Below are 19,100 nucleotides of genomic sequence, written 5' to 3' on the forward strand. Positions count from 1 at the left end.
ATATTCGCGCAAACAGCCGGTGGCCCCCAGAGGCAATAGCCCTGGCCCCCAGTGAGACGAATATTCACTCACTGCCCATCTAGTTCGGACTATGACTTCTCCTACAGCGAAGCGCTCACAGGCTCTCGCTTTGGAGGCGCCGATAATGTGAGATTCCGTCATGTTTGCTGTTCAGCGGCAGTGCAGTTCGGCAAGCGTCTTGCATTCCGAAGGTAGCTTTGCACTCTTCGCCACTGCGTGTGATTGATCCGCGTGCTCGGGCGGTATCGCTTCGCTCCACCTCGAAACCTGTCGCCGTGTCTGCACTTCAGTGCAGCATCGGACTCGTCAACGGTGCGCAAAACGCAGCAGCGAATCGCTCGAGGAATACCCGCTCCCCCGAGAACTCGACCAGCCCCTCGGCAACGAGGTCGCTGAGCGAGGAAGGGTCCGCCAACGCGGCCCTCAGCCCGGGACCGGAGAACACGCAGTCCGGGACCCGTGCAGGCCCCACACCGGTCTCGACGCCGAACGTCGTGACCTCGGCGTGTGCAATGGCTTCGCCAGCTCTGACCTCGACCACGAACGGATCCAGTGGGGCGTCTGTCCTCGTCGTCATCATCATGGCAGCGAGCGAACGATCCGTGACGATCTCCCCGACACGGGGAGTCGCCATAGTCGAGGCGCCCCACAAGCTCATTGCCCTGAGCGCAGGCATTGCGGCCCGGCCCAGGTCGGTGAGGTCGTAGGTGACCGACTTTCCCTGACGCGACCGCACAACGACGCCTGCCTCCTCTAAGTCACGCAGGCGCGAGGTGAGCATGGTCGCGGCGATCCCCGGAAGGCCCGCCCGGAGGTCGGTGAACCTCGCCGGGCCAACTGACAGGTCGCGAAGAACCAGAAGCGTCCAACGCTCACCGAGAACCTCCGCCGCCCTGGCCAAGCCACAAAATTGACCGTACGTGCGGCCCATCACGCCTCCCCTCCCCTTGACAAAGTCGAACCAAGACCGAATAGTAGCAAATAACTACCAATCGATCCCTTGCCGCAAAAGCCCGGACCGGAAAGGTAACTCCGTGTTCAGACAGCCAGACCCCACCCCCCTCGACAGGGAAGCGTTCGCCGAGCGATCCCGGCTGGTCGGACTACTGGAAGAACTGCCCGAGTCCGGATGGGACGCGCGCTCCTTGTGCGAAGGGTGGCGGGTCCGGGAGGTAGTGGCTCACATGACAATGCCGTACCGCACCACACCGCTTGCGATGCTGTCGGGACTGGCCAGAGCGCGGTTCTCATTCGACCGCTTCGCCAATGCAGCCGCCCGCCGGGATACGGCCGAGCACGACAGTTCCCACTTGCTTCGATTCCTCGCCGACAACATCACCACCGTCTGGCATCCCCCCGGCGGCGGTGACGACGCTGCGCTTAGCCACGATGTGATTCACGGCCTCGACATCACCGAGCCGCTGGGATTGCCGGCCCCTCCGCCCGAACGAATCGGCTTAGTCCTGCGGCACGGAGGCGAGCGGGCGTTGGCTCACTTTGGAGTGGCCCTGGACCGGACTCTCGTTGCCTCCGACACTGACTTCTCCATCGGCCACGGAGCCCCTCTCGAGCTTGCCTCGAAGGATCTCCTACTTGCCATATCCAACCGTCGCACCGTAGATGCAGGGCAGTTCGATGACTGAGGGCAGCATGTCCGTTACCGGGCTCGAGCACTGCGGCAACTCGCCACGCACGGCGATCACAGCCCAGATCCTTCTCGCCTGGGCACAGGGAGACGACTCGACACTCGCCTCGTGGCTGGCCGACGATGTCAGCCATACGCTCGTCGGCTCATCCTCTGACACCCCGTGTCACGGGACTGCGGCCACCCTTCGTTCGTTCCGCGCCCCCGGGCCGATGACCCGCCTGGTGGTGCACGGACTACTTAGCCACGGCAAGGAAGCCGCCTGCGATGGAACCGCAACCCTCGAAGACGGCACCGTGGTGCACTTCGCCCACCACGCCACCTTCACCTCTGCAGGCAAGAAGGAGAAAGTTCGCGAAATCCGCACCTATCAATACAGGCGGACATAACTGGCCCGGTTGCCCGAAAATAGTGACATCACCTCATGCCCTAACACGCCAACATCTCGGCATCGGAGACGCCCGGCCTAATCCTCGTCTCGCTCCGTGGTGACGAACCTGCTGCGGCCGCAGCAGAAAACCACGACTGACTCTTCCGCGATCGATAAGTCCACCTTCCCGAGTGCCGATAAGACGCGTTCCGACAATCCGCACCCCGTCTCACTCCCCCACGGCGTCACTAGGTCGCTACTCAGATGTGTCCGCGGCGCCACGACCACACTGACAGTCCCACCAGGACTAGCGCGGCGACTGGCAGGATCCACCGCCCCAGCAGAAAAGCTTGGAGCTGCCACAGCTGCTCATCACTCAAAAACTGTAGGCCGCTGCCCCGGTCCGCCAGCGACATGTACATCGTCCAGGCACTGGCCGCACTGATCCCCGGTAGCCACATGTGGAGCGACCCGGCCACCAAGAGCACCGCCATCGGGAAGAACACCCAGAACCACGAGAAGCCCTCGCGATTCTGCGCGGCGTGCCGAGGCGGGACGGCAGCTCTGACCAGCACGACCATCAACACGGCGAACGTCCACACCCCCACCATCACGCTGCCGGCAACCGCCATCATCAATGACACCAGACCCAATCAATCGCGGTTAGTGCTGGTATGCGCATTTCCGTGGCCTTCGCCGTGGTGGAGGACTGTCAGTCGAGCCGCAGTTAGCTACTGTAGCAATGCGCGCATTGCTAGCACTGCTAGCTAGCCTGGCACGTATAGTTACGTGCGCTTTGCGAGTTTCCGTTGCACAGATAACTATGAGAGGTAACGTAGCTAGAGATGCAGCACTAGCTACCAACGAGTACCTCAGTGCACATACATGGCCAGCCAAACTAGCGGCTACCTCTGGCTGGCATCCACTTCGAGAGGAACGTACATGATCCGAAAGTTAGCGCTCTGTAATCAGAAGGGCGGCGTCGGCAAAACTGCAACGACGCTCGGGCTGGCTAGTGCGCTGAGCGCTCAAGGGCGCAACGTTCTGATTGTGGACGTCGATCCCCAAGGGAACTCCACCACGGGACTCGGTGTCGAAATCACGGACGGCATGATGACCACGTTCGACCTCATGAACCGAACAGCTTCGGGATCTGCGGCCGACGCCGTCATCGCAACTCCATGGGACAGGGTTGACCTCATCCCGTCCAACGAAGCACTAGCCAACATCGAATCAGACGGCGCCAACGATTTGATCTTCCGCCTCGACATCGCATTCGAGGGGCTCGACCTCTCGCCCTACGACGCGGTCCTCTTCGATTGTCCACCGTCACTGGGGAAGTTGCTCTTTGCCGTGCTGTGCGCAGTCGACGGGGTCATTGCTGTGACCGAGCCGACCATCGACAGCGTCCGGGGGATCGAGAACCTTCAGGAAACGATCCGCAATGTTCAGAGACGACCGAACCCCCGGCTCGTAATGGAAAAAATCGTCCTTAGCCGTAAACGGGCCACCGGGGAGCACCAATTCCGCGAACGCGAGTTGCGTAGCACTTACGGAGAACTGGTCGCGAAGACCGCCATTCCGGAACTTACCGCCCGACAGGACGCACATAGCACTCACACGCCGATCCACAAGTTTACTGGCGGCAAGGCATTGGCTCTCCAGGTGGCTTACACAGATCTACTTTCCGAGCTGGCGATCGAATTCGAAGGAAACGCAGCATGAGCGTCCAGCGTGAACCCGCAATCCGACGAGCTGCCCACCCCGCAGCAGACTTGCCAGAGCGGCCTACCCCGGCCACCACACCGGCCGCTGCCGTGCCGCTTCCCTCCCCACAGCCAACCCAGCCAGCTGGGCGAGGGGAGGAGCGACTGACGGAGCAGCACAATGTCCGGCTGCGCCCATCAACGAAAGCGCGGCTACTCCGCGCTGTCGACAAGCTTCGCTACGAGACAGGCGACCGCTCTATAAGCATCGCATCTATCACCGACATCGCAATCGTCGAGTACTTGGAGTCTCGAGACTGCTGATCAGGAATCAACAGTCTTGAGCAGCATCGGATCGGGCGCCGGCGCCCACTAGCGCCCTCCGAATGGCGCTGGTTCTGGTCGATGCTCTCAGACCAATGCCAAACTCGAGTTTCAAGCGAGGATGGCGGGCCGCCGACCCACGATCGACTGACTCCTGAACTTCAGCCTGCCGTCCCACGCACTATCTACCGTCATTTTTGACGTCGTGAGCGTGTCGCACCCATTTCTGACGTCAGGCATGCGAATTTTGACGTCATGGCGACCACACGTTCTGGGCCGGGCAGACCAGCCCTAGGGGAGCGGACACGCATGACGGTCCGCGTACCTTCGGATGTTTACGACGCGCTTCGACGTGAAGCCAAAGCACGTGGCATCTCCATGAACCAGTATGTAGCCGAAGTCGCTGCGACACACCTCGGCATGCCCGAAGCCGTGTCGAATTTTGACGACCAGGAGGCGATCCCAGCGTGAAGTAGTCAGATCTGTGACTGACAACTAAAGATCATGCAATCCGCAAAATGACTGATCCCGGCCCACTGACCGGTGGACCGGGATCGAAAGTCAAGAGTTTGAGTTGGCGCTCGAACTCGGGGTTGCTCACCATTTAGGAGAGCTGTGCTTCCAGGCACCTCTCAGGGTAGGTCATACCTTCCGGACGGTCCACTCGTTCCGGACGGCGTGTCCTATTCTGATACCAGAAAAACCGCATCCCATCAGGCCAACACGTGGTGGGAATCAGTGGCGAGTGCGTGGAGTCCGCGCCCGTATGTGCGTGTCGATCCACGCAAAGCGCACACCTTCTCGACAACTCGACGCTTCACCGACGGCGCCCCCGGCCCGGATGTGCCATATGCGCTGCATTTGACCGATGACGCCGGCCGCTTTCGCCTGCTTGCTCTGGACTTTGACGCCCATCACGCCGGCTCAACCGCCACCGCAGACCTCGCCAACTGCACCTCCGCTTTGAGCGCCACCGGGGTCGAACATCTGGTGTGCTCATCCGGGCCCGGTGGGGGATACCACGTGTGGATCCGCCTCAGTGCCGCGATCTCACCGGCCCGGCTCGCACCACTAGTGGACGCATTCGCCGCCGCCTGGCCTTCACTTGACCGCGGACCTCTGGCAAACCCTCGCACCGGCTGCGTTCGCGCTCCTGGCTCGCCCCACCGCTCCGGCGGAGCCTCGGTCCCTCTCAGTAGCACCGACATTCGCCCCGCATCTCTTCGAGCCTTACATCGGGTTACCGAACACCTCGACACGCGTCCGAGTCCCATTTCAGGGCCGCATCCGCAGGTGACGACCCGGCCGGTGCATGTTGATATCCAGGGGCGTCCGTACCTGGCCGGCCCACGCCGACCGCTCGCCGCCAGGATTCGCGCTCTCGCCGACACCCCGATCGCTGCCGGCACAGATGCCTCAGCGATTGGGTGGTCCATCCTGCTGGCCTGCGCACATGCCCGTATGCAACACCGAGACCTCGCCGAGGCAGCATTCACGGCGCAGTGGCCGGGTCTGGAGTTCCTGCGCACCCACCGCACAGCAGTCGGCCGGACCCCGCGCCTGGACGCCGAGCAGGAGCTCGCACGTCAGTGGACCAAAGCCGTCACCGCGGCCAGCTACACCGGCCCCGCCACCTGCACCACCAGCCCAGCCCGGCACACCGTGGAACAGACCGTCGCAGACCTGTTAACCCGAATGGACAGCAAACCGCAGCAGTGGCAGGGAAAAACCGGGTCCCAGGCACGCCTGGTCCTGCTCGCCCTAGCCGCCCGCACCCTCGATGCCGCCACTGAAGAAGTCCATTTCTCCGAAAGAGATTGGGCCTTGGCAGCGGGCCTGGCCCGAGACACCGTCGCAGACCGGCTTAAAGACCTGACCGACCGCGGCTGGATCCGGCGCACCCAGCGGGCGGTGGGCCCGTGGGCCGCGACCTGGAGGCTGGTAGCGCACGGGGGCGGGGAGACAAGAAGTGGCGCAGTATTTTCCCCAGCCCTTGAGCAGCGGCTGCGAGCAGAGCTGGAATCCGCCCGCGCGGACATCTGGCATGCCCGTTCGCTAGGGGTGCTCGGCTTGCGGGTGTGGGATCTGCTGCGCACGCAGCGCCTGCCGGTGCGGCAGATCGCCGCTCGTCTTGGGATCTGCGCGGCAACGGTGCGCAGCAAGCTTGGCGCACTCCAGGCGTACGGCTTGTGCACCTCGAACGGGCGCGTCTACCAGGGCCGCTCCCGGTTAGCCCGGGCAGCGGCGCTAGCTGGGGTGACGGGAGCGCATGCAGATCGGATGCGGTTGTACCGGTTGCAGTCGGCGGTATTTGTGTGGTGGTTCACCACCCGCTACCAGCAAGATCAATCCGACGCGCTAGGGGAGTGGGGCCACTTCCCAACTCCCGGTGAGGCCGAGCAGGTCCACCCGGTCGACATTGCGCTGGCCTACGGAGCAACAGCCACCGGCCCGCCGGTGGAAGCAACCACGTGGGGGGCCGCAATGGCTGCTCAAGACCGGCATCGGGAGGCTGACCCGGCAAGCTGGTGGGAGCTGGTTGCCGCGGCCCGTGCTGCCCTGCCCGCCCCAGATGTGCTGGCCGCCCCTCACCAGTGGTCGAGCGCCGCAGCCTGATCCTGGCCAGAGGTCGTGGCTTAGAGGGACGCTCACCACAGGGCAGGGGAGAAGACGATGGGTTCCTGTTCCGCGGTGTGGGTGTCGTGTTGGTGTTCTGCGGCTCGGTGGCCAAGGAACAACACAGCGAAGACGCTAGGGGCGTAGTCGGTGCCGGCTGGAGCTTCGGCCGGATCGGAGGTGGCGGTGTCGGTCCGGTGGGAACTGATCACCACTGCCAGCAAAGTCGCCTGAACGCGCGCCAACGCACGTGTGGTCAGGGAGCAGGCGGGCGGTGCAGGCCTTCTACTAGGTGGGCGGGATCGACGCGCAGCGCGGCGGCAAGGCTGAGCAGGTTCAGCAGTCCGACGTTGCGTTCACCGCGTTCGACCGAGCCAACGTAGGTGCGGTGTAGACCGCACGCTTCCGCCAACGCCTCTTGTGACAGTCCGGTACCTGCGCGTGCGGTGCGGACACGGGTGCCGAACTGGGTGAGCAGGTCGGCATCGCAAAGCATGCCTTCACATTCACCCGATGAACACTATCGGTCTACAGACTATGAGTAGCATCTAGTGGTTGTTGATTACGATAACCACCACCAAGGGAGCACATGCCTAAATCGAAAGGCAGAAAGACCAAGAACACTCGGTCCCGAAACCGGGTGGACCCCCGAGCGTCGACAACGTCGACGGTAGCGCCGTCTCAAGCGCTGTACTTGCCGTTGCCGTACCCGGCCTGGCAGATGTCCGAGGTCGTGGCAACGATCCAAAAGGTGGTGCCGTCCCTGACTGAGGAGGTGCTGCTGGAGATGCTGCTGTCGCACCCGCTGCATCTGCGTGATGTTGACGGAGCCGCGCACTCGATCACGCCGCTCGATCTCGTTGGCGATGACCAAGCCAGTGCTAGCGACGTGCTGGCGTCCCTGAAGGTGCTGCACGAGCTGGGAATGTTGACCTGGGACGCCACCTCGCGCACCCATCTATTCAAAGAATCTGGCCACGCCTAACCCTTGGCGAGATGCTCGCACCGTACCGAGAGGCTGATTGCCGCGGCCAGCGCAGCCCATTCCCGCCCCTGACGTACTGGCCGACCCCACCAATGGGCCGCCACTGCTGCCTGACATCTCAGATGGCCGCCGGCTCACAACAGGGCTGTCACCACAGGTCGGGGGAGGAGTCGGTGACAGGCCCCCACGCCGATGGGCTTGCCGTGTGGGTGTCCGGGCCGTGCTCTCGTTCGGCGGCTCGGTGGGCGAGGTAGGACGTGGTGAAGTCGCTCACGGTGGCGGCAGGAGACTCGGCCGGCGCGGTGGTGAGCGTGTGGCGAGTGTCGGTCAGCCACGTGGCCAGTTCCGGGTCACCGGTGGTGGTTTCTGGTGGGGGAATGGGCAGTTCGAGCTTCTCACCGACCTCGCGGGTCACGTGTCGGATTCGGTGGGCGATGACTGCGCCAGCGGATTTCGCGGTGTCGAGGGTGTCGGTGGCCTGGGCCCACATTTCTCGGGGGTCCAGGCCTGCCAGTGCCGCTTCGGTCCAGGCGTGCGCAATCTCGGTGCGCAGCTCGGGATCAGCATCAATCTGGTGGGCGTAAGCCCGCGGGAGAGCGTCGATGTACTCGGGCAGGGTGTCTGCGGTGAAGGTTCTGGCGGCGAGTTCTGCGCCGTGCCGGTAGAGCTGTTCGAGGCGTGCGGGGTCGGTGGCGTCGGTGTATTCCTGCCGCAGGGTTTCGATGGCCGAGGTGTGGCGGGTGTCGCGGGCCAGGACCGTGGACAGCACTTCTTGGGCGGTTGGTGCGGGGCGGTCGCCGGCGGAGTGCATGTGTCCGTCTTCGGCGGAGAGGTCGAGGTCGGGTTCGCAGACCGTGTAGACGCGGTTTTCTTTCTTGCCTCGGGTCATGGCGACGTACAGGCCGGCCCGATCGACGGAAGTGTCGATGACGGCGTGGGTGGTATCCACGGTGGAGCCTTGGGCGCGGTGGATGGTGGCCGCGTAGCCCAGGTGCATGTTGGTGCCGGCGTAGTCGGCGGGGATGAGCATGTCCTGGCCGGTGTTGATGTCGCGTACGGCGAGTGTGCCGTCGTCGGCGAGGTCGGTGACGGTGAAGAGTTGGCCGTTGATGACCCGCCCGAGGTATTTGCTGTCTGTGGTGTAGAGCTTCGAGTTCTTGCGGGCGATGACGGTGTCTCCGACGCCGACGGTGTCTGAGCGGGAGACGGTGGTGGTGCGGGTGTCGTCGACGAGGCCTTCTGCGATGCGTTGTGCGCGGATGACTTCGTTGAGGGTGTCGACGTCGTCGTTGCGGGAGGCGATGATCAGTGACTTGCGGCCGGCGTCGCGGTCGGCGAGGTAGGCCTGCACGGCGTCGGTGAGCATGGACTCTCGGTGTCCACCACTGATCCAGTCGCGGCCTTGGTATAGCTCGAGGGCATCGGTGTCGCCGACACGAAGCCCCAGTGTTGCTTCTGCTTGCTGGGTGTCTGCTCCCATGCGCATGACCTGGTCGAGCTCTACGGTGCCGGGGGTGCGGCACACTTCCGCGAAGATGCCGCCGGAGTTGACCGCGGACAGCTGGTACGGGTCGCCGATCAGTCGCACGACTGCCCCGGATTCGGCGGCGATCTCGGTCAGTGCGGCGAGGTTCTCGGTGCTGGCCATTCCGGCTTCATCGACCAGGAGCATGTCGCCGGGGTTGATCTGTACCGGCAGTGCCGACAGGGTTTGTCCGGGCTGGTTGGGGTGGAGTCCTCGCCAGGTGAAGGTCAGTGAGTCGATGGTGTGGGCGGGGGCGTGGATGTCTTCTGACAGCACGCTGGCGGCGGCGGCAGAGGGAGCCAGCCCGATCGCCTTCCGTCCTGTTTCTTGCCAGGTATCGGCCACGATCTTCATCGAGGCGGTCTTGCCGGTGCCGGCCGGCCCGACCCCTGCGGCCACGAGTGTTCCGACGGTGAGCAGGTGCTGTGCCAGAGCGTGCTGGCCGGGGTTCAGGCTCCACCCGGTGGCCGCGAGGTGGGCCTGCTCGGCAGCATCAAGTGCGGCGTCGGTGGCGAACACTGCGACCGGGGTTTGGGCAGCGTCAAGGACAGCGGTTTCGGCGTCGAGGACGGCGTCGGTGGTGAACTTTTCGCTGTTGGCGTGCCGGTCAATTCCCCTGTCTTGCTCAGTCATCAACTGCGCCGGCAGAGTCAGTGGTTCCGGTGGTGTCAGGGGCACCGCAATGCTTTCCATGGCGTACTCCAGCACAGCGGCGTGGGCTCGATTCAGCTCCTCGTCGGTGGTAAAGCGGTAGCCCTTGAGTGCGGTGGATACGGCGGTGTCCACGTGTGAGGCGCGGAACTGTGCACGCATCTGGGTCACCCGTGAGATGGCCTGCCGAGCCACCAGCTGGCTGTGCTCCTGGACGTCAAATACCGGTCGCTCTGTTTCGGTATCGGAGGCGGTCACGCGCTCGGTGATGGCCTCGACTGCTTCGGCTCCCACGCGCTCTTGAGCGGACTGTCGCCACGCGTTGCGGAGTTCGTCAAGGGACTGCGCGGGCTTCTTGGCGTCACGAGTGTCCAGGATCGCCTTCTGCCACAGAGCGTAGGCAGCACGTTGCGAAGGTTGGCGCCCGTGGGTGTCGACAAACTCGGCAACTAGGCGGTCGTAAACAGGTCTGGCGAGGGTGCGGCGGGATGAGAATGCGTCGATGAGTCGGCGGTCAATCCCGGCGATTTCCCAGATCGGAGCCTTATCCCGGTGTGGGTAGTGGGCCTCGAACTCGACACCCATCTGGCGGGTGAGCTTGTCGTGCAGGATCGCATCGTAGCGGGCCGAGATCGCTTGGTGCATCTGGTGGATTGCCCGTGAATCCAGGCTCAACCATCGTCCGTCGGGGCCTTGCACTTTGTTGGCGACTAGGACGTGGGAGTGCAGGTCCGGGTCGCCTCCTCGGGTATCAAAATGGGTGAACTCCGAGGCGATGAGTCCCCGGGTTTTGACCTGCTGGATTCCTTTGACACCGACGCGGGTGTAGATGGCGTTGTCCTCTGCCCAGGACAGTGCCTCGGCCACGGCTTCGTGGTGCAGTGCCGCCACTCTCGCGGACGTCTGTTCGTCTGCCAGTGCCCACAGAACGCTGACACTTTTCACCGGAGAGAAGGTGAAGTCGAACCCGGCGACTGCTTGCTTTACCTGGTCGCGTTCACGGTTGATCCAGGCAACGATGTCTTTGCCGGAGGCGTGTTCGTAGCCGAACTTCTCGGTGTAGAACGGGCGACCTATCTGCTCGGCCAGCTGCGCCCGCTCCTGCACAGTGGGTCGCCTTTTCTCGGTTGACAGGAACTGCTTCTCGGCAGCAGATAGTGCGGCCAGAACCTCGGAGGTTCCGGTGAAGACCGGGAAGGATCGTCCGAGTTTGCAGTCAGACAGTGATGTTCCGGCGAGCATCTTCTCGTCGGTGTCCGGGTGCAAACCTTCGCCGTAGAGCGCAGCCATCTGCGATTCCGTGACGGTGGCCCCGGACGTGGTTGCCTCAGAGTTCAGACCGGTGAGGCCGGAGCCGATCCAGCGCCCAGGCGGGGTGCCTTTCGCCGCGTAGTAGTCCGACAAGGACTTGCCCTCGGGGTCGGCGTCGTTGGTGGCCACCGAGCGCAGCAGGTACTGGTATCCAGTACCTGCATGTACCGCTCGGAGGGTCATCATGCGCTACAGCGTAGGCGTGTTGAAAGGCGGCGTCTACGCGTCGCGTCGCGCGACGCCGTGACCAGTGCCTTCCCGATCTCACTAATAGTGCCTACTGTGTGTGGAAGTATGTGGCGAGCGACAGCGAGGATGATCTAGCACGGCCGGTGCTAGATGCGGTGCGGCGATCGGGGACCAGGACGGCGCGACGATGACGGCGGCATGGTGGTTGGGCATTGCGGCACGATGGGTGGGGCAATAGGGTCGATTACATGGCGGCTACCAAGACTGATTCACGTTCACAGACCGCACGCGCGAGGGCTCGTCAGGCGATGGCCGACGAGCTGGAGCGGGCTCGCAAGCGCGAGGCCAAGTTGGTCGCGGTGTTCTCGGCGATCGACGCCCGCGATGACGCGCAGGTCGCCCTCGGCGATGCGCTGGTTGAGCTTCGGGACCTGGGTGTGGTGCAGGCCGATCTGGCGGAGATGACCGGACTGTCTGCCCGCGAGGTCGGGGCGGCGATCCGCGCCGCCAAGGACAACACCACCGACACCGACGACACGGTCAACGATGCCGACAGCGGTGACACGCCAGCGGCGGATCAGACCTCGGCGGACACCAACGGTGAGCAGCAGCCCTGAGCCTTCCTCGGGCCGGTGGTTCGAGGACATCCCGCTGCCGGGAATGGACGCCTGCCCCCGGCCCCGGCCTGCCGCGAGGCGGTCCAGGCCGTACGACTCATCACTGCCTCCGACCGAGGCGGCGATTGCCGCGTTTGGCTCACGTGTCGTGCGCGCCCCGGGCAGTGGGTGTCACATCTGGACCGGCGCCATCTCCGACGGGTACGGACGGATCACCTGGCGACAAGGCGGCGTCAGCAGAACCGAGTACGCGCACCGCTTCGCGCTCCTAGTCGCCGGCCAACTGACCGCCGAGGCGATCGGTGAGCACCGCTGCAACGAACCCTTGTGCGTGCGCGTAGACCCGGACCATCTCATCGCCTCAACCCAATCGGCGAACCTGCTGTACGCGGTCGCCTGCGGACGCACCGGCATCATCCGCAACACCACCGAACGCCACGACCGGCACGCCCGCTCCCTCGCCGTCCGCGACGCGGTCGCCGGCGGCTGGAACCCCAAGGCCTACGCCCAAGCTTGCGGCAACACCGCGCCGCTAGACGAGCCCCCACTGTTCTAGAATCGTCTCCAAACACCTACAGCTATGGCCCCACCAAAGAGGTGGGGCCATAGCTGTATCGGGCGGGTGGGAAGTGTCAGCGGGCGGCCGCCATGCGTCTTTGGCGGCGCAACTGCCAGTAACGCGGAATCGTCCACCGCAGCAGCGTCCTATCGATCACCACACGTGCCAGACGCGACCGGTAATGCACATCGATACGCACCGCGAACGACCAGTGCCCGACGAACCATGCCACCAGCCCCAACGCCATCACCGTCGGCGCCCAGGAGCTCGACTGCGCCGCACCACAGAACCCGATCACCGCGCAGATTCCCCCGATGCCGCGTGCCAACGGCGGCACCAGAAGCGAGGCCACAGCGACCACCGCCACGGCCTGTACCGCGGTCTGCACGTCCCACATGACACCCCTCCCGTGTTGGCGTTCGTCCCGTTACATCCCGAACTCAACCGGCGGAGGTCCGAGCCACTTGGTCAGTGCCTGTCCTGCTTTGTCAGTGTGCTCGCCCGGCCCGACACGACAAGGCCACCACGGTGCGGATCGCTACTTGTCATCGGCGGCCTGCCCGGAGGAACGAAACGCGTCCAACAGTTCACGCAAGGTGTCCGAGGTGGCCTCGGCCCGCACCCGGGCACGGTCGGCCTCCTCCGCCAGGGCTCGCGCCTGCTCTGACTCACGCTGCGTCTCATCGAGCTGCTGGCGAACCTGGGCCAGCTCGGCGCGCAGCTGCTCGGCGTCCCGGACCGCCTCACCCCTGGCCGTATCGGCGTCGGCTCGCTGCGCCGTGGCTGCCTCCGCCGCGGCGAGAGCGTCGGCCTCGCCGGCGCGGGCAGCATCGAGCGCCACCGCGGTGGCCTCGTCTGCCTGCTCGGCAGCGCGCTTCCACGCCGCCGCCCACACCGCCGCCACCATCGCCGACATCGGCTCCGACAAATCCGGGGCCTCCGGCACCTCACCCGACGCGCCCGCGGCGTGCTCGCGCATCCATGCCGCCACCTCGCCGATCCGCACCCCCGCCTGTTTCTGCACCGCCCGCACGGTGACCTTGTCTCCCCGCGCGACGAGCACCCCATAGGCGTGAGCGATCTTCTCCGACGACGACATGGCAACCCCTCCAGATTCAACATTCGGTAACCGGTAACCGGTAACCGGTAACGCGACCTGTTACCAACGTTACCGCAGGCGCCGAACCGAAGCATCCCCGTCGCGCCAGTGCGCAGCAAACCGGCCGGAACCTCGCCGTCGGAGCACCCCTGCCAACCAACGAAGAACAAGGCGGGTCCCGGGCCACCGCGGCCCGCGCCACACAAGCCTGTCGCGCCCGAGTGAGACAATGGACTACGTGCTGATCGCCTATGTCGACGAGTCCTACGACCAGGACCTCTATTACATCGGGGCAGCAATCGCCGACTACGACCAATGGGAGCAACTCCACCAGCTCTACACCCAGATCGCCGAGCGAACCGCCACGAAACACGGCACCGATCCCACGGCCGAGTTCCATGGACACGAGATCATGGGCGGCGCAGGACAGTGGGCCAACCTTCGCGGCAAACACCGCGAAGCAGCTGGCCTCTACAGTGCCGTCCTACGGGCAGCACAACACGCGGGCGTGCGGTACCTCTTCGAAGGGGTGGACGTCAGACGCCTCAACGCCCGATATCGGTACCCGCAACAGCCCCACACCGTAGTGTTCCGCCACCTGCTCGAGCAGATCGACACTTACACTGCCCAACACGGCGCCGGAGAGCAGTCGATCGTCATCGCCGACGAGATCGCCACCAGCGCCCAACACCAGGACCAGTTCAGCGCCTACCAAGACTTCGGCACCGGCGGATACCGGCCAAGCCGACTTCAGCACATCTCCGCGCCCATCAACTTCGCCGACTCACGCCACACCCCCGGCCTACAGGCCGTCGACATGGCCGTCTACATCCACCGCCGAGCCCAGGCGGTGCACAATCAGCACCCCCGAGCTCAAGCAGTCACCGACAAACTCGCCCACCTGATCTACCAAAACACCCACCGGCAACGCACCTGGGAGCCCTAAATAAAACGAGGGCCCCCTCGCGGGAGCCCTCGGCAGGCAACGTTCCGGTATCCGGCCCGTTGTGCCCCCAGACTACCGCGCCACACCCGATCCACACCAGACCCCGACGAGACTCACCAGGTGATCCCGCACGCCCTAACGCTCAGCGAAAGCCGCCTCAACTCACCGAACCCGGCCGTGCGCTACGCCTGTCGGAGCCTACCTCCATTCTCCCCTGGCAGTTCAGGTGAGCATCGCCGGCTCCTGGACCGCGGAGCCAATCGCGCAACAGCTTGTTGCGCACGATTCCGAGCTCGCCCAACAGATCGCCAAGGACCCGCTGATCCTTGATTTTCTGGATCTGTCCGGCGAGGTCGCCGAACGGGGACTCGAGGAGTCTCTGACCGACCGGATCGTCGACACGTTGCGGGAGCTCGGCCCAGGATTCGCCTTCGCGGGAAAGCAGGTCCACTTCGACGTCGGTGGCGAGGAATTCTATGCTGACCTGCTGTTCTTCCACGTCGAGCAATTGCGGTATGTAGTCATCGAACTCGAGACCGGCAAGTTCAAGCCCGAACACGCCGGACAGCTGCAGTTCTACGTCGCCCTCGTCGAGGATCGCCTGCGCCGTACCGCACATGCCCCGACCGTCGGGAGCCTGGTCTGCCGATCGTGTCGTCCGCTACGCGCTGAACCCGGCCGGCGCGCCCCTGGCCGTCTCAACCTTCAGCTATGAGGCCTTACCCACCGCAGAGCAGGAGGCACTCCCCAGCGGGGATGACCTAACCGCAGCCTTAGCCCAAATCACCGGGGACGTCGAGGACCACTCATAAAATAACGTTGGAACACACTGTGCCCCCAAAACGGGGCTCGACCAGCCATGATGTGAACGCCGATAACTTATATTCTGTAAAGCTAACGATGCCGAGTTGTAAATTGTGCGAACTCGACCCTCCCCGAACTGCCCCTCGCCCGTAGTGCCCGACAGGCCGCGTGACCTGCGCGTGAACAGGTGCCGAACCAGCGCTTCGGCGTCGGTGAGGCCGAGCTGGCCCGCCGTATCGGGATCACTCGCCAGAATCTGCACCTGTGGCGCACCCGCGGCCTGCGCGGCCTGCCGGCCCGAACGACGCTCGACGACATGGCTACCGAACTGCGCCTTCCCTACGTCCAAGTTCTCGAGGCAGCCCTACGCGATACCGCCTACCTCGATGCCACCGACCTTCTTACCACCGCCGAGAAAGAGAGCCTGGTGAACGGATAGGTGACGTTGATGACGGAGGGGCCTTCGCGTCACCTAAACGTGCATCAGCCCCGGCAGCGGACAAGTGGGAAGGCTACTCGTGTTGGCTTGGGTGCCCACGACCACTACACGAACGTCACCCGGGGCGTGCTTGTTGATGACCGGTTAGGTGTGGACCTCGGCGCCCGTCTTGGCCCGGATCTCCCCGATCGTGACGCCCGGCGCCGACTCGACGAGCCGGAACCCTTCGGGTCCGATGTCCAGAACGCACAGATCGGTGACGACACGCTGAACACACCGGCGGCCGGTGTACGGCAGGGAGTTCTCGGCCATCAGCTTGACCTCCCCTTTACGGGTGACGTGGTCCATCATCACGATCACCCGGTTGGCGCCGTGGACCAGGTCCATCGCGCCTCCCATGCCTTTGACCATGGCGCCGGGGATCATCCAGTTGGACAGGTCGCCGACCTGCGAGACCTGCATCGCGCCCAGCACCGCCACGTCGACGTGGCCGCCCCGGATCATGGCGAAGGACTCCGACGAAGAGAAGAACGCCGCCCCGGCAGCTGCGGTGATGGTTTCCTTGCCAGCGTTGATCATCTCCGGGTCGAGCTGCTCCGGCGTCGGGTACCGGCCCACTCCGAGGATGCCGTTCTCCGAGTGAAGAGTCACCTCGACGCCGTCGGGGACGAAGTCGGGGATGAGGGTCGGCATCCCGATCCCGAGGTTGACGTACTGTCCATCAGCGAAGTCCGCGGCGATCCGGGCGGCCATCTGCTCGTGCGTCCAGCTCATGACCGGTCCTCCCCGTTGCCGTTGCTGAGTTTCCTGATCTCCACGCCCGTCTCCTGCCGTCCGACCTCGACGATGCGCTGGACAAAGATGCCGGGCAGGTGGACGTCGGCCGGATCGATCCGGCCCGCCGGGACGATCTCCTCGGCCTGGACGATCGTGACCCGGCCGGCCATGGCGACGTCCGGGTTGAAGTTCCGGGCGGTGCCGCGGAACTGCAGGTTCCCCGCGGTGTCCGCACGGTGCGCGTGGACGAGTGCGAAGTCGGTGACGATCGAGCGCTCCAGGACGTACGGCACGCCGTCGAACTCGCGCACCTCCTTGGGTTCGGAGGCCATGGCCACTCCCCCGTCCCCGTCGTAGCGCAGCGGGAGTCCACCGTCGGCCACCATCGTGCCGACGCCGGCCGGGGTGTAGAAGGCGGGGATGCCCGCACCGCCGGACCGCATCCGCTCGGCCAGGGTGCCCTGTGGTGTCAGCTCCACCTCGAGCTCTCCGCTCAGGTACTGCCGGGCGAACTCCTTGTTGGCCCCCACGTAGGAGGCGGTGGTCCGGCAGATGCGGCGCGACTCGAGCAGTTTGCCCAGTCCGAAGCCGTCCGTCCCACAGTTGTTGCTCACGGTGCTCAGGTCGGTCGCACCCTGGTCGAGGAGCGCGTCGATCAGGACGGCGGGGATGCCGACCAGCCCGAAGCCGCCCACGGCCAGGGACGCGCCGTCCGGGATGTCCGCGACCGCCTCGGCGGCCGAGGAAAAGATCTTGTTGGTCATGTCAGACACCGTAGGCCGTGTTCGCTAGATACACAACAGTTCGCATCACGCACGATCCGCGCGTATCGTGGGTCACGACGCCCGGGCCGGGCCGGACCCGGCAGCGCCCCCAGGAAAGGACTGACGCCATGCCCGCCACCCTGTCGTACGAGGTCAGCGGACCGGAGTCGACGGCCGCCCCCGTCGTCGTACTCCTCGGATCACTCGGGTCGAACCGCTCGATGTGGGACCACCAGGTCCGCGATCTGGCCCGGGACCACACGGTCGTCGCGATCGACCACCGCGGCCACGGGGGTTCCGAGGTCGTTCCGGGCTCCTGCACGATCGCCGACCTCGCGGGCGACGTCCTCGCACTGCTCGACTCCCTCGGCGTGGACCGCTTCCACGTGGCCGGACTCTCTTTGGGGGGCGCGATCGCGCAGTGGCTCGCGGTCCACGAGCCCGCTCGGGTGCGCTCCGTGGCGCTGCTGTGCACGGCCGCGAAGTTTGGGGAGCCCTCGGCGTGGGCCGAGCGTGCGGCGGCCGTCCGCGGCGGCGGCACCGAGGCGGTCGCCGATGCGGTAGTCGCGCGGTGGATCACCCCCGCCCGTGCCGAGGCCGATCCCGACCTCGTGACCGGTCTGCGAGAGATGATCGTGGCCACCAGCACGGAGGGGTACGCCGCGGCCTGCGACGCCCTGTCGGGCTGGGACGGGCGGGCAGACCTGCGGAGGATCTCCTGCCCCACCCTCGTGGTGGCCGGCGACGAGGACCCCTCCACCGCGCCCGAGGTGGTCCGCGAGATCGCCGACGGCGTACCCGGAGCCCACTTCGTGACGTTGTCCCCCGCCGCCCACGTACCCACAGTGGAGATGCCCGAACGCGTCTGCGAGGTCCTGCGCACCCACCTGACCCGGGCCCACGCACCGGACCCCGCGTGACCGCGGACGTGCCGGAGCCCGCCGAGACCGAACCCGGGACAGCATCCGAACGATCCGCCTCCCCCGATTATGTCCAGTCCCTCGCACGCGGCCTCGCCGTCATCACCGCCTTTGACGCCGGCCACCCGCGGCAGACCCTCAGCGAGGTCGCCCGGGCCACCGGACTCACGCGAGCGACGGCCCGCCGGTTCCTCCACACGCTGGTGGAGCTCGGCTACGTGGACACCGCCGGATCGGCGTTCTGGCTCACCCCGCGCGTACTCGACCTCGGCTACAGCTATCTGTCGGCCATGCCACTGACCGACCTGGCACAACCACATCTCGAACGGCTCAGTGCCCGCCTCGACGAGTCGTCGTCGATCGCCGTTCTCGACGGTCACGACATCGTCTACGTCGGCCGCGTCCAGGTGCGCCGGATCATGAGCATCGGCATCACCATCGGCACCCGGTTCCCCGCCTTCGCCACCTCGATGGGCCGGGTCCTGCTGGCCGCCCTGCCCCCCGAGGACCTGGACTCCTACCTGTCCGCGACCGATCTGCGGGTGCTCACACCGCACGGGATCAGCGACGAATCCGGGCTGCGCGCCGAACTGGCGGAGATCGCCGACCGCGGGTGGGCGCTGGTCGACCAGGAGCTCGAGCCCGGGCTGCGCTCGCTGGCCGCCCCTGTCCGCGACCGCGACGGGCGGGTGGTGGCCGCACTCAACGTCTCCACCCACGCCGCCCGGTACTCGACGCAGCAACTCCGGGACGAACTCGTCCCCGTCATCGTGGACTCCGCCCGGGCGCTGTCCGCCGACCTGGCGACCGTCAACCGATGACCCTCCGGCCC

Annotated in this window: 21 protein-coding genes; 13 read left to right on the plus strand and 8 right to left on the minus strand. The window is 65.3% G+C overall.

The genetic code is table 11. From position 1 onward, the window contains the following. Window positions 1-307 precede the first annotated feature (307 nt). Window positions 308-952, minus strand: coding sequence for a winged helix-turn-helix transcriptional regulator (locus ABD250_RS15355; RefSeq protein ID WP_194306738.1), 645 nt, complete (start codon window positions 950-952; stop codon window positions 308-310). A 103-nt stretch (window positions 953-1,055) separates the two neighbouring features. Between ABD250_RS15355 and ABD250_RS15360 the strand changes: the two genes are divergently transcribed. Both ABD250_RS15360 and ABD250_RS15365 read left to right on the plus strand, forming a co-directional pair. Then, the gene (locus tag ABD250_RS15360) at window positions 1,056-1,664 is read left to right on the plus strand and encodes a maleylpyruvate isomerase family mycothiol-dependent enzyme (protein ID WP_182657744.1); all 609 of its coding nucleotides are present in this window, start codon (window positions 1,056-1,058) and stop codon (window positions 1,662-1,664) included. Continuing rightward, a complete protein-coding gene (locus tag ABD250_RS15365) occupies window positions 1,657-2,055 on the plus strand; it encodes a nuclear transport factor 2 family protein (protein ID WP_182657745.1) in 399 nt (132 codons plus the stop codon). Before ABD250_RS15360 ends, ABD250_RS15365 begins: the two co-directional genes overlap by 8 nt. A gap of 241 nt (window positions 2,056-2,296) precedes the next feature. Here ABD250_RS15365 and ABD250_RS15370 read toward each other — a convergent pair whose 3' ends face one another. Continuing rightward, window positions 2,297-2,671, minus strand: a complete 375-nt coding sequence (locus ABD250_RS15370) for a hypothetical protein (protein WP_241730447.1) — start codon at window positions 2,669-2,671, stop codon at window positions 2,297-2,299. A gap of 307 nt (window positions 2,672-2,978) precedes the next feature. On the opposite strand from ABD250_RS15370, the gene ABD250_RS15375 reads away from it, so the two are divergent. From ABD250_RS15375 to ABD250_RS15385, 3 genes are all read left to right on the plus strand, one after another. Then, window positions 2,979-3,761 carry a ParA family protein gene (locus tag ABD250_RS15375; protein ID WP_068427649.1) on the plus strand — a complete coding sequence of 261 codons (783 nt, stop codon included), beginning with the start codon at window positions 2,979-2,981 and terminating at the stop codon, window positions 3,759-3,761. A 614-nt stretch (window positions 3,762-4,375) separates the two neighbouring features. Beyond that, window positions 4,376-4,537 carry a toxin-antitoxin system HicB family antitoxin gene (locus tag ABD250_RS15380; RefSeq protein ID WP_182657746.1) on the plus strand — a complete coding sequence of 54 codons (162 nt, stop codon included), beginning with the start codon at window positions 4,376-4,378 and terminating at the stop codon, window positions 4,535-4,537. An 822-nt stretch (window positions 4,538-5,359) separates the two neighbouring features. Then, entirely contained in the window at window positions 5,360-6,682 is a 1,323-nt protein-coding gene (locus ABD250_RS15385; protein ID WP_182657747.1) for a hypothetical protein, read from the plus strand. Window positions 6,683-6,938: 256 nt separating this feature from the next. Here ABD250_RS15385 and ABD250_RS15390 read toward each other — a convergent pair whose 3' ends face one another. Beyond that, window positions 6,939-7,178 carry a helix-turn-helix domain-containing protein gene (locus tag ABD250_RS15390; protein ID WP_182657748.1) on the minus strand — a complete coding sequence of 80 codons (240 nt, stop codon included), beginning with the start codon at window positions 7,176-7,178 and terminating at the stop codon, window positions 6,939-6,941. Window positions 7,179-7,415: 237 nt separating this feature from the next. Between ABD250_RS15390 and ABD250_RS15395 the strand changes: the two genes are divergently transcribed. After that, window positions 7,416-7,667, plus strand: coding sequence for a hypothetical protein (locus ABD250_RS15395; RefSeq protein ID WP_344393158.1), 252 nt, complete (start codon window positions 7,416-7,418; stop codon window positions 7,665-7,667). Window positions 7,668-7,815: 148 nt separating this feature from the next. On the opposite strand, the gene mobF is transcribed toward ABD250_RS15395, so the two are convergent. Then, window positions 7,816-11,340, minus strand: coding sequence for a MobF family relaxase (gene mobF, locus ABD250_RS15400; protein ID WP_241730448.1), 3,525 nt, complete (start codon window positions 11,338-11,340; stop codon window positions 7,816-7,818). 311 nt (window positions 11,341-11,651) lie between these two features. Here mobF and ABD250_RS15405 point away from each other — a divergent pair, with 311 nt between their 5' ends. Both ABD250_RS15405 and ABD250_RS15410 read left to right on the plus strand, forming a co-directional pair. After that, window positions 11,652-11,960 (plus strand): hypothetical protein, encoded by a 309-nt coding sequence (locus ABD250_RS15405; protein WP_182657750.1) that lies wholly within the window; start codon window positions 11,652-11,654, stop codon window positions 11,958-11,960. Continuing rightward, a complete protein-coding gene (locus ABD250_RS15410; RefSeq protein WP_182657751.1) occupies window positions 11,944-12,516 on the plus strand; it encodes a hypothetical protein in 573 nt (190 codons plus the stop codon). The genes ABD250_RS15405 and ABD250_RS15410 overlap by 17 nt, the downstream gene beginning before the upstream one ends. Window positions 12,517-12,592: 76 nt before the next feature. On the opposite strand, the gene ABD250_RS15415 is transcribed toward ABD250_RS15410, so the two are convergent. Together ABD250_RS15415 and ABD250_RS15420 are read right to left on the minus strand one after the other, a co-directional pair. Next, the gene (locus tag ABD250_RS15415) at window positions 12,593-12,916 is read right to left on the minus strand and encodes a hypothetical protein (RefSeq protein ID WP_182657752.1); all 324 of its coding nucleotides are present in this window, start codon (window positions 12,914-12,916) and stop codon (window positions 12,593-12,595) included. A gap of 141 nt (window positions 12,917-13,057) precedes the next feature. Further along, window positions 13,058-13,618: a DNA-binding protein gene (locus tag ABD250_RS15420; RefSeq protein ID WP_344393162.1), complete on the minus strand. Its 561-nt coding sequence runs from the start codon at window positions 13,616-13,618 to the stop codon at window positions 13,058-13,060. A 238-nt stretch (window positions 13,619-13,856) separates the two neighbouring features. Here ABD250_RS15420 and ABD250_RS15425 point away from each other — a divergent pair, with 238 nt between their 5' ends. The 3 genes from ABD250_RS15425 to ABD250_RS15435 all read left to right on the plus strand — a co-directional run bounded on the left by ABD250_RS15425 (window position 13,857) and on the right by ABD250_RS15435 (window position 15,807). Next, window positions 13,857-14,564, plus strand: a complete 708-nt coding sequence (locus ABD250_RS15425) for a DUF3800 domain-containing protein (RefSeq protein WP_344393164.1) — start codon at window positions 13,857-13,859, stop codon at window positions 14,562-14,564. Window positions 14,565-14,790: 226 nt separating this feature from the next. Next, on the plus strand, window positions 14,791-15,279 hold the full coding sequence (locus ABD250_RS15430; protein WP_338404229.1) for a PDDEXK nuclease domain-containing protein: 489 nt from the start codon (window positions 14,791-14,793) through the stop codon (window positions 15,277-15,279). A 276-nt stretch (window positions 15,280-15,555) separates the two neighbouring features. Beyond that, the gene (locus tag ABD250_RS15435; RefSeq protein ID WP_182659199.1) at window positions 15,556-15,807 is read left to right on the plus strand and encodes a helix-turn-helix domain-containing protein; all 252 of its coding nucleotides are present in this window, start codon (window positions 15,556-15,558) and stop codon (window positions 15,805-15,807) included. A gap of 144 nt (window positions 15,808-15,951) precedes the next feature. On the opposite strand, the gene ABD250_RS15440 is transcribed toward ABD250_RS15435, so the two are convergent. Beyond that, window positions 15,952-16,581: a 3-oxoacid CoA-transferase subunit B gene (locus ABD250_RS15440; RefSeq protein ID WP_344393167.1), complete on the minus strand. Its 630-nt coding sequence runs from the start codon at window positions 16,579-16,581 to the stop codon at window positions 15,952-15,954. Then, the gene (locus ABD250_RS15445; protein ID WP_344393168.1) at window positions 16,578-17,348 is read right to left on the minus strand and encodes a CoA transferase subunit A; all 771 of its coding nucleotides are present in this window, start codon (window positions 17,346-17,348) and stop codon (window positions 16,578-16,580) included. Before ABD250_RS15445 ends, ABD250_RS15440 begins: the two co-directional genes overlap by 4 nt. 128 nt (window positions 17,349-17,476) lie before the next feature. On the opposite strand from ABD250_RS15445, the gene pcaD reads away from it, so the two are divergent. Then, on the plus strand, window positions 17,477-18,268 hold the full coding sequence (pcaD, locus tag ABD250_RS15450) for a 3-oxoadipate enol-lactonase (RefSeq protein ID WP_344393169.1): 792 nt from the start codon (window positions 17,477-17,479) through the stop codon (window positions 18,266-18,268). Window positions 18,269-18,276: 8 nt separating this feature from the next. Next, window positions 18,277-19,089: an IclR family transcriptional regulator domain-containing protein gene (locus ABD250_RS15455; RefSeq protein WP_182659246.1), complete on the plus strand. Its 813-nt coding sequence runs from the start codon at window positions 18,277-18,279 to the stop codon at window positions 19,087-19,089. Window positions 19,090-19,100: the final 11 nt, after the last annotated feature.

This window comes from Dietzia cercidiphylli, from assembly GCF_039531545.1.
GTDB lineage: Bacteria > Actinomycetota > Actinomycetes > Mycobacteriales > Mycobacteriaceae > Dietzia > Dietzia natronolimnaea.

What these genes read in the sequence shown, in the direction of transcription:
- ABD250_RS15355 (WP_194306738.1), bottom strand. Translation starts at nt 952, where the DNA reads ATGGGCCGCACGTACGGTCAATTTTGTGGCTTGGCCAGGGCGGCGGAG.
- ABD250_RS15365 (WP_182657745.1), top strand. Translation starts at nt 1,657, where the DNA reads ATGACTGAGGGCAGCATGTCCGTTACCGGGCTCGAGCACTGCGGCAAC.
- ABD250_RS15370 (WP_241730447.1), bottom strand. Translation starts at nt 2,671, where the DNA reads ATGATGGCGGTTGCCGGCAGCGTGATGGTGGGGGTGTGGACGTTCGCC.
- ABD250_RS15375 (WP_068427649.1), top strand. Translation starts at nt 2,979, where the DNA reads ATGATCCGAAAGTTAGCGCTCTGTAATCAGAAGGGCGGCGTCGGCAAA.
- ABD250_RS15380 (WP_182657746.1), top strand. Translation starts at nt 4,376, where the DNA reads ATGACGGTCCGCGTACCTTCGGATGTTTACGACGCGCTTCGACGTGAA.
- ABD250_RS15390 (WP_182657748.1), bottom strand. Translation starts at nt 7,178, where the DNA reads ATGCTTTGCGATGCCGACCTGCTCACCCAGTTCGGCACCCGTGTCCGC.
- mobF (WP_241730448.1), bottom strand. Translation starts at nt 11,340, where the DNA reads ATGATGACCCTCCGAGCGGTACATGCAGGTACTGGATACCAGTACCTG.
- ABD250_RS15405 (WP_182657750.1), top strand. Translation starts at nt 11,652, where the DNA reads ATGGCCGACGAGCTGGAGCGGGCTCGCAAGCGCGAGGCCAAGTTGGTC.
- ABD250_RS15415 (WP_182657752.1), bottom strand. Translation starts at nt 12,916, where the DNA reads ATGTGGGACGTGCAGACCGCGGTACAGGCCGTGGCGGTGGTCGCTGTG.
- ABD250_RS15420 (WP_344393162.1), bottom strand. Translation starts at nt 13,618, where the DNA reads ATGTCGTCGTCGGAGAAGATCGCTCACGCCTATGGGGTGCTCGTCGCG.
- ABD250_RS15440 (WP_344393167.1), bottom strand. Translation starts at nt 16,581, where the DNA reads ATGAGCTGGACGCACGAGCAGATGGCCGCCCGGATCGCCGCGGACTTC.
- ABD250_RS15445 (WP_344393168.1), bottom strand. Translation starts at nt 17,348, where the DNA reads ATGACCAACAAGATCTTTTCCTCGGCCGCCGAGGCGGTCGCGGACATC.
- pcaD (WP_344393169.1), top strand. Translation starts at nt 17,477, where the DNA reads ATGCCCGCCACCCTGTCGTACGAGGTCAGCGGACCGGAGTCGACGGCC.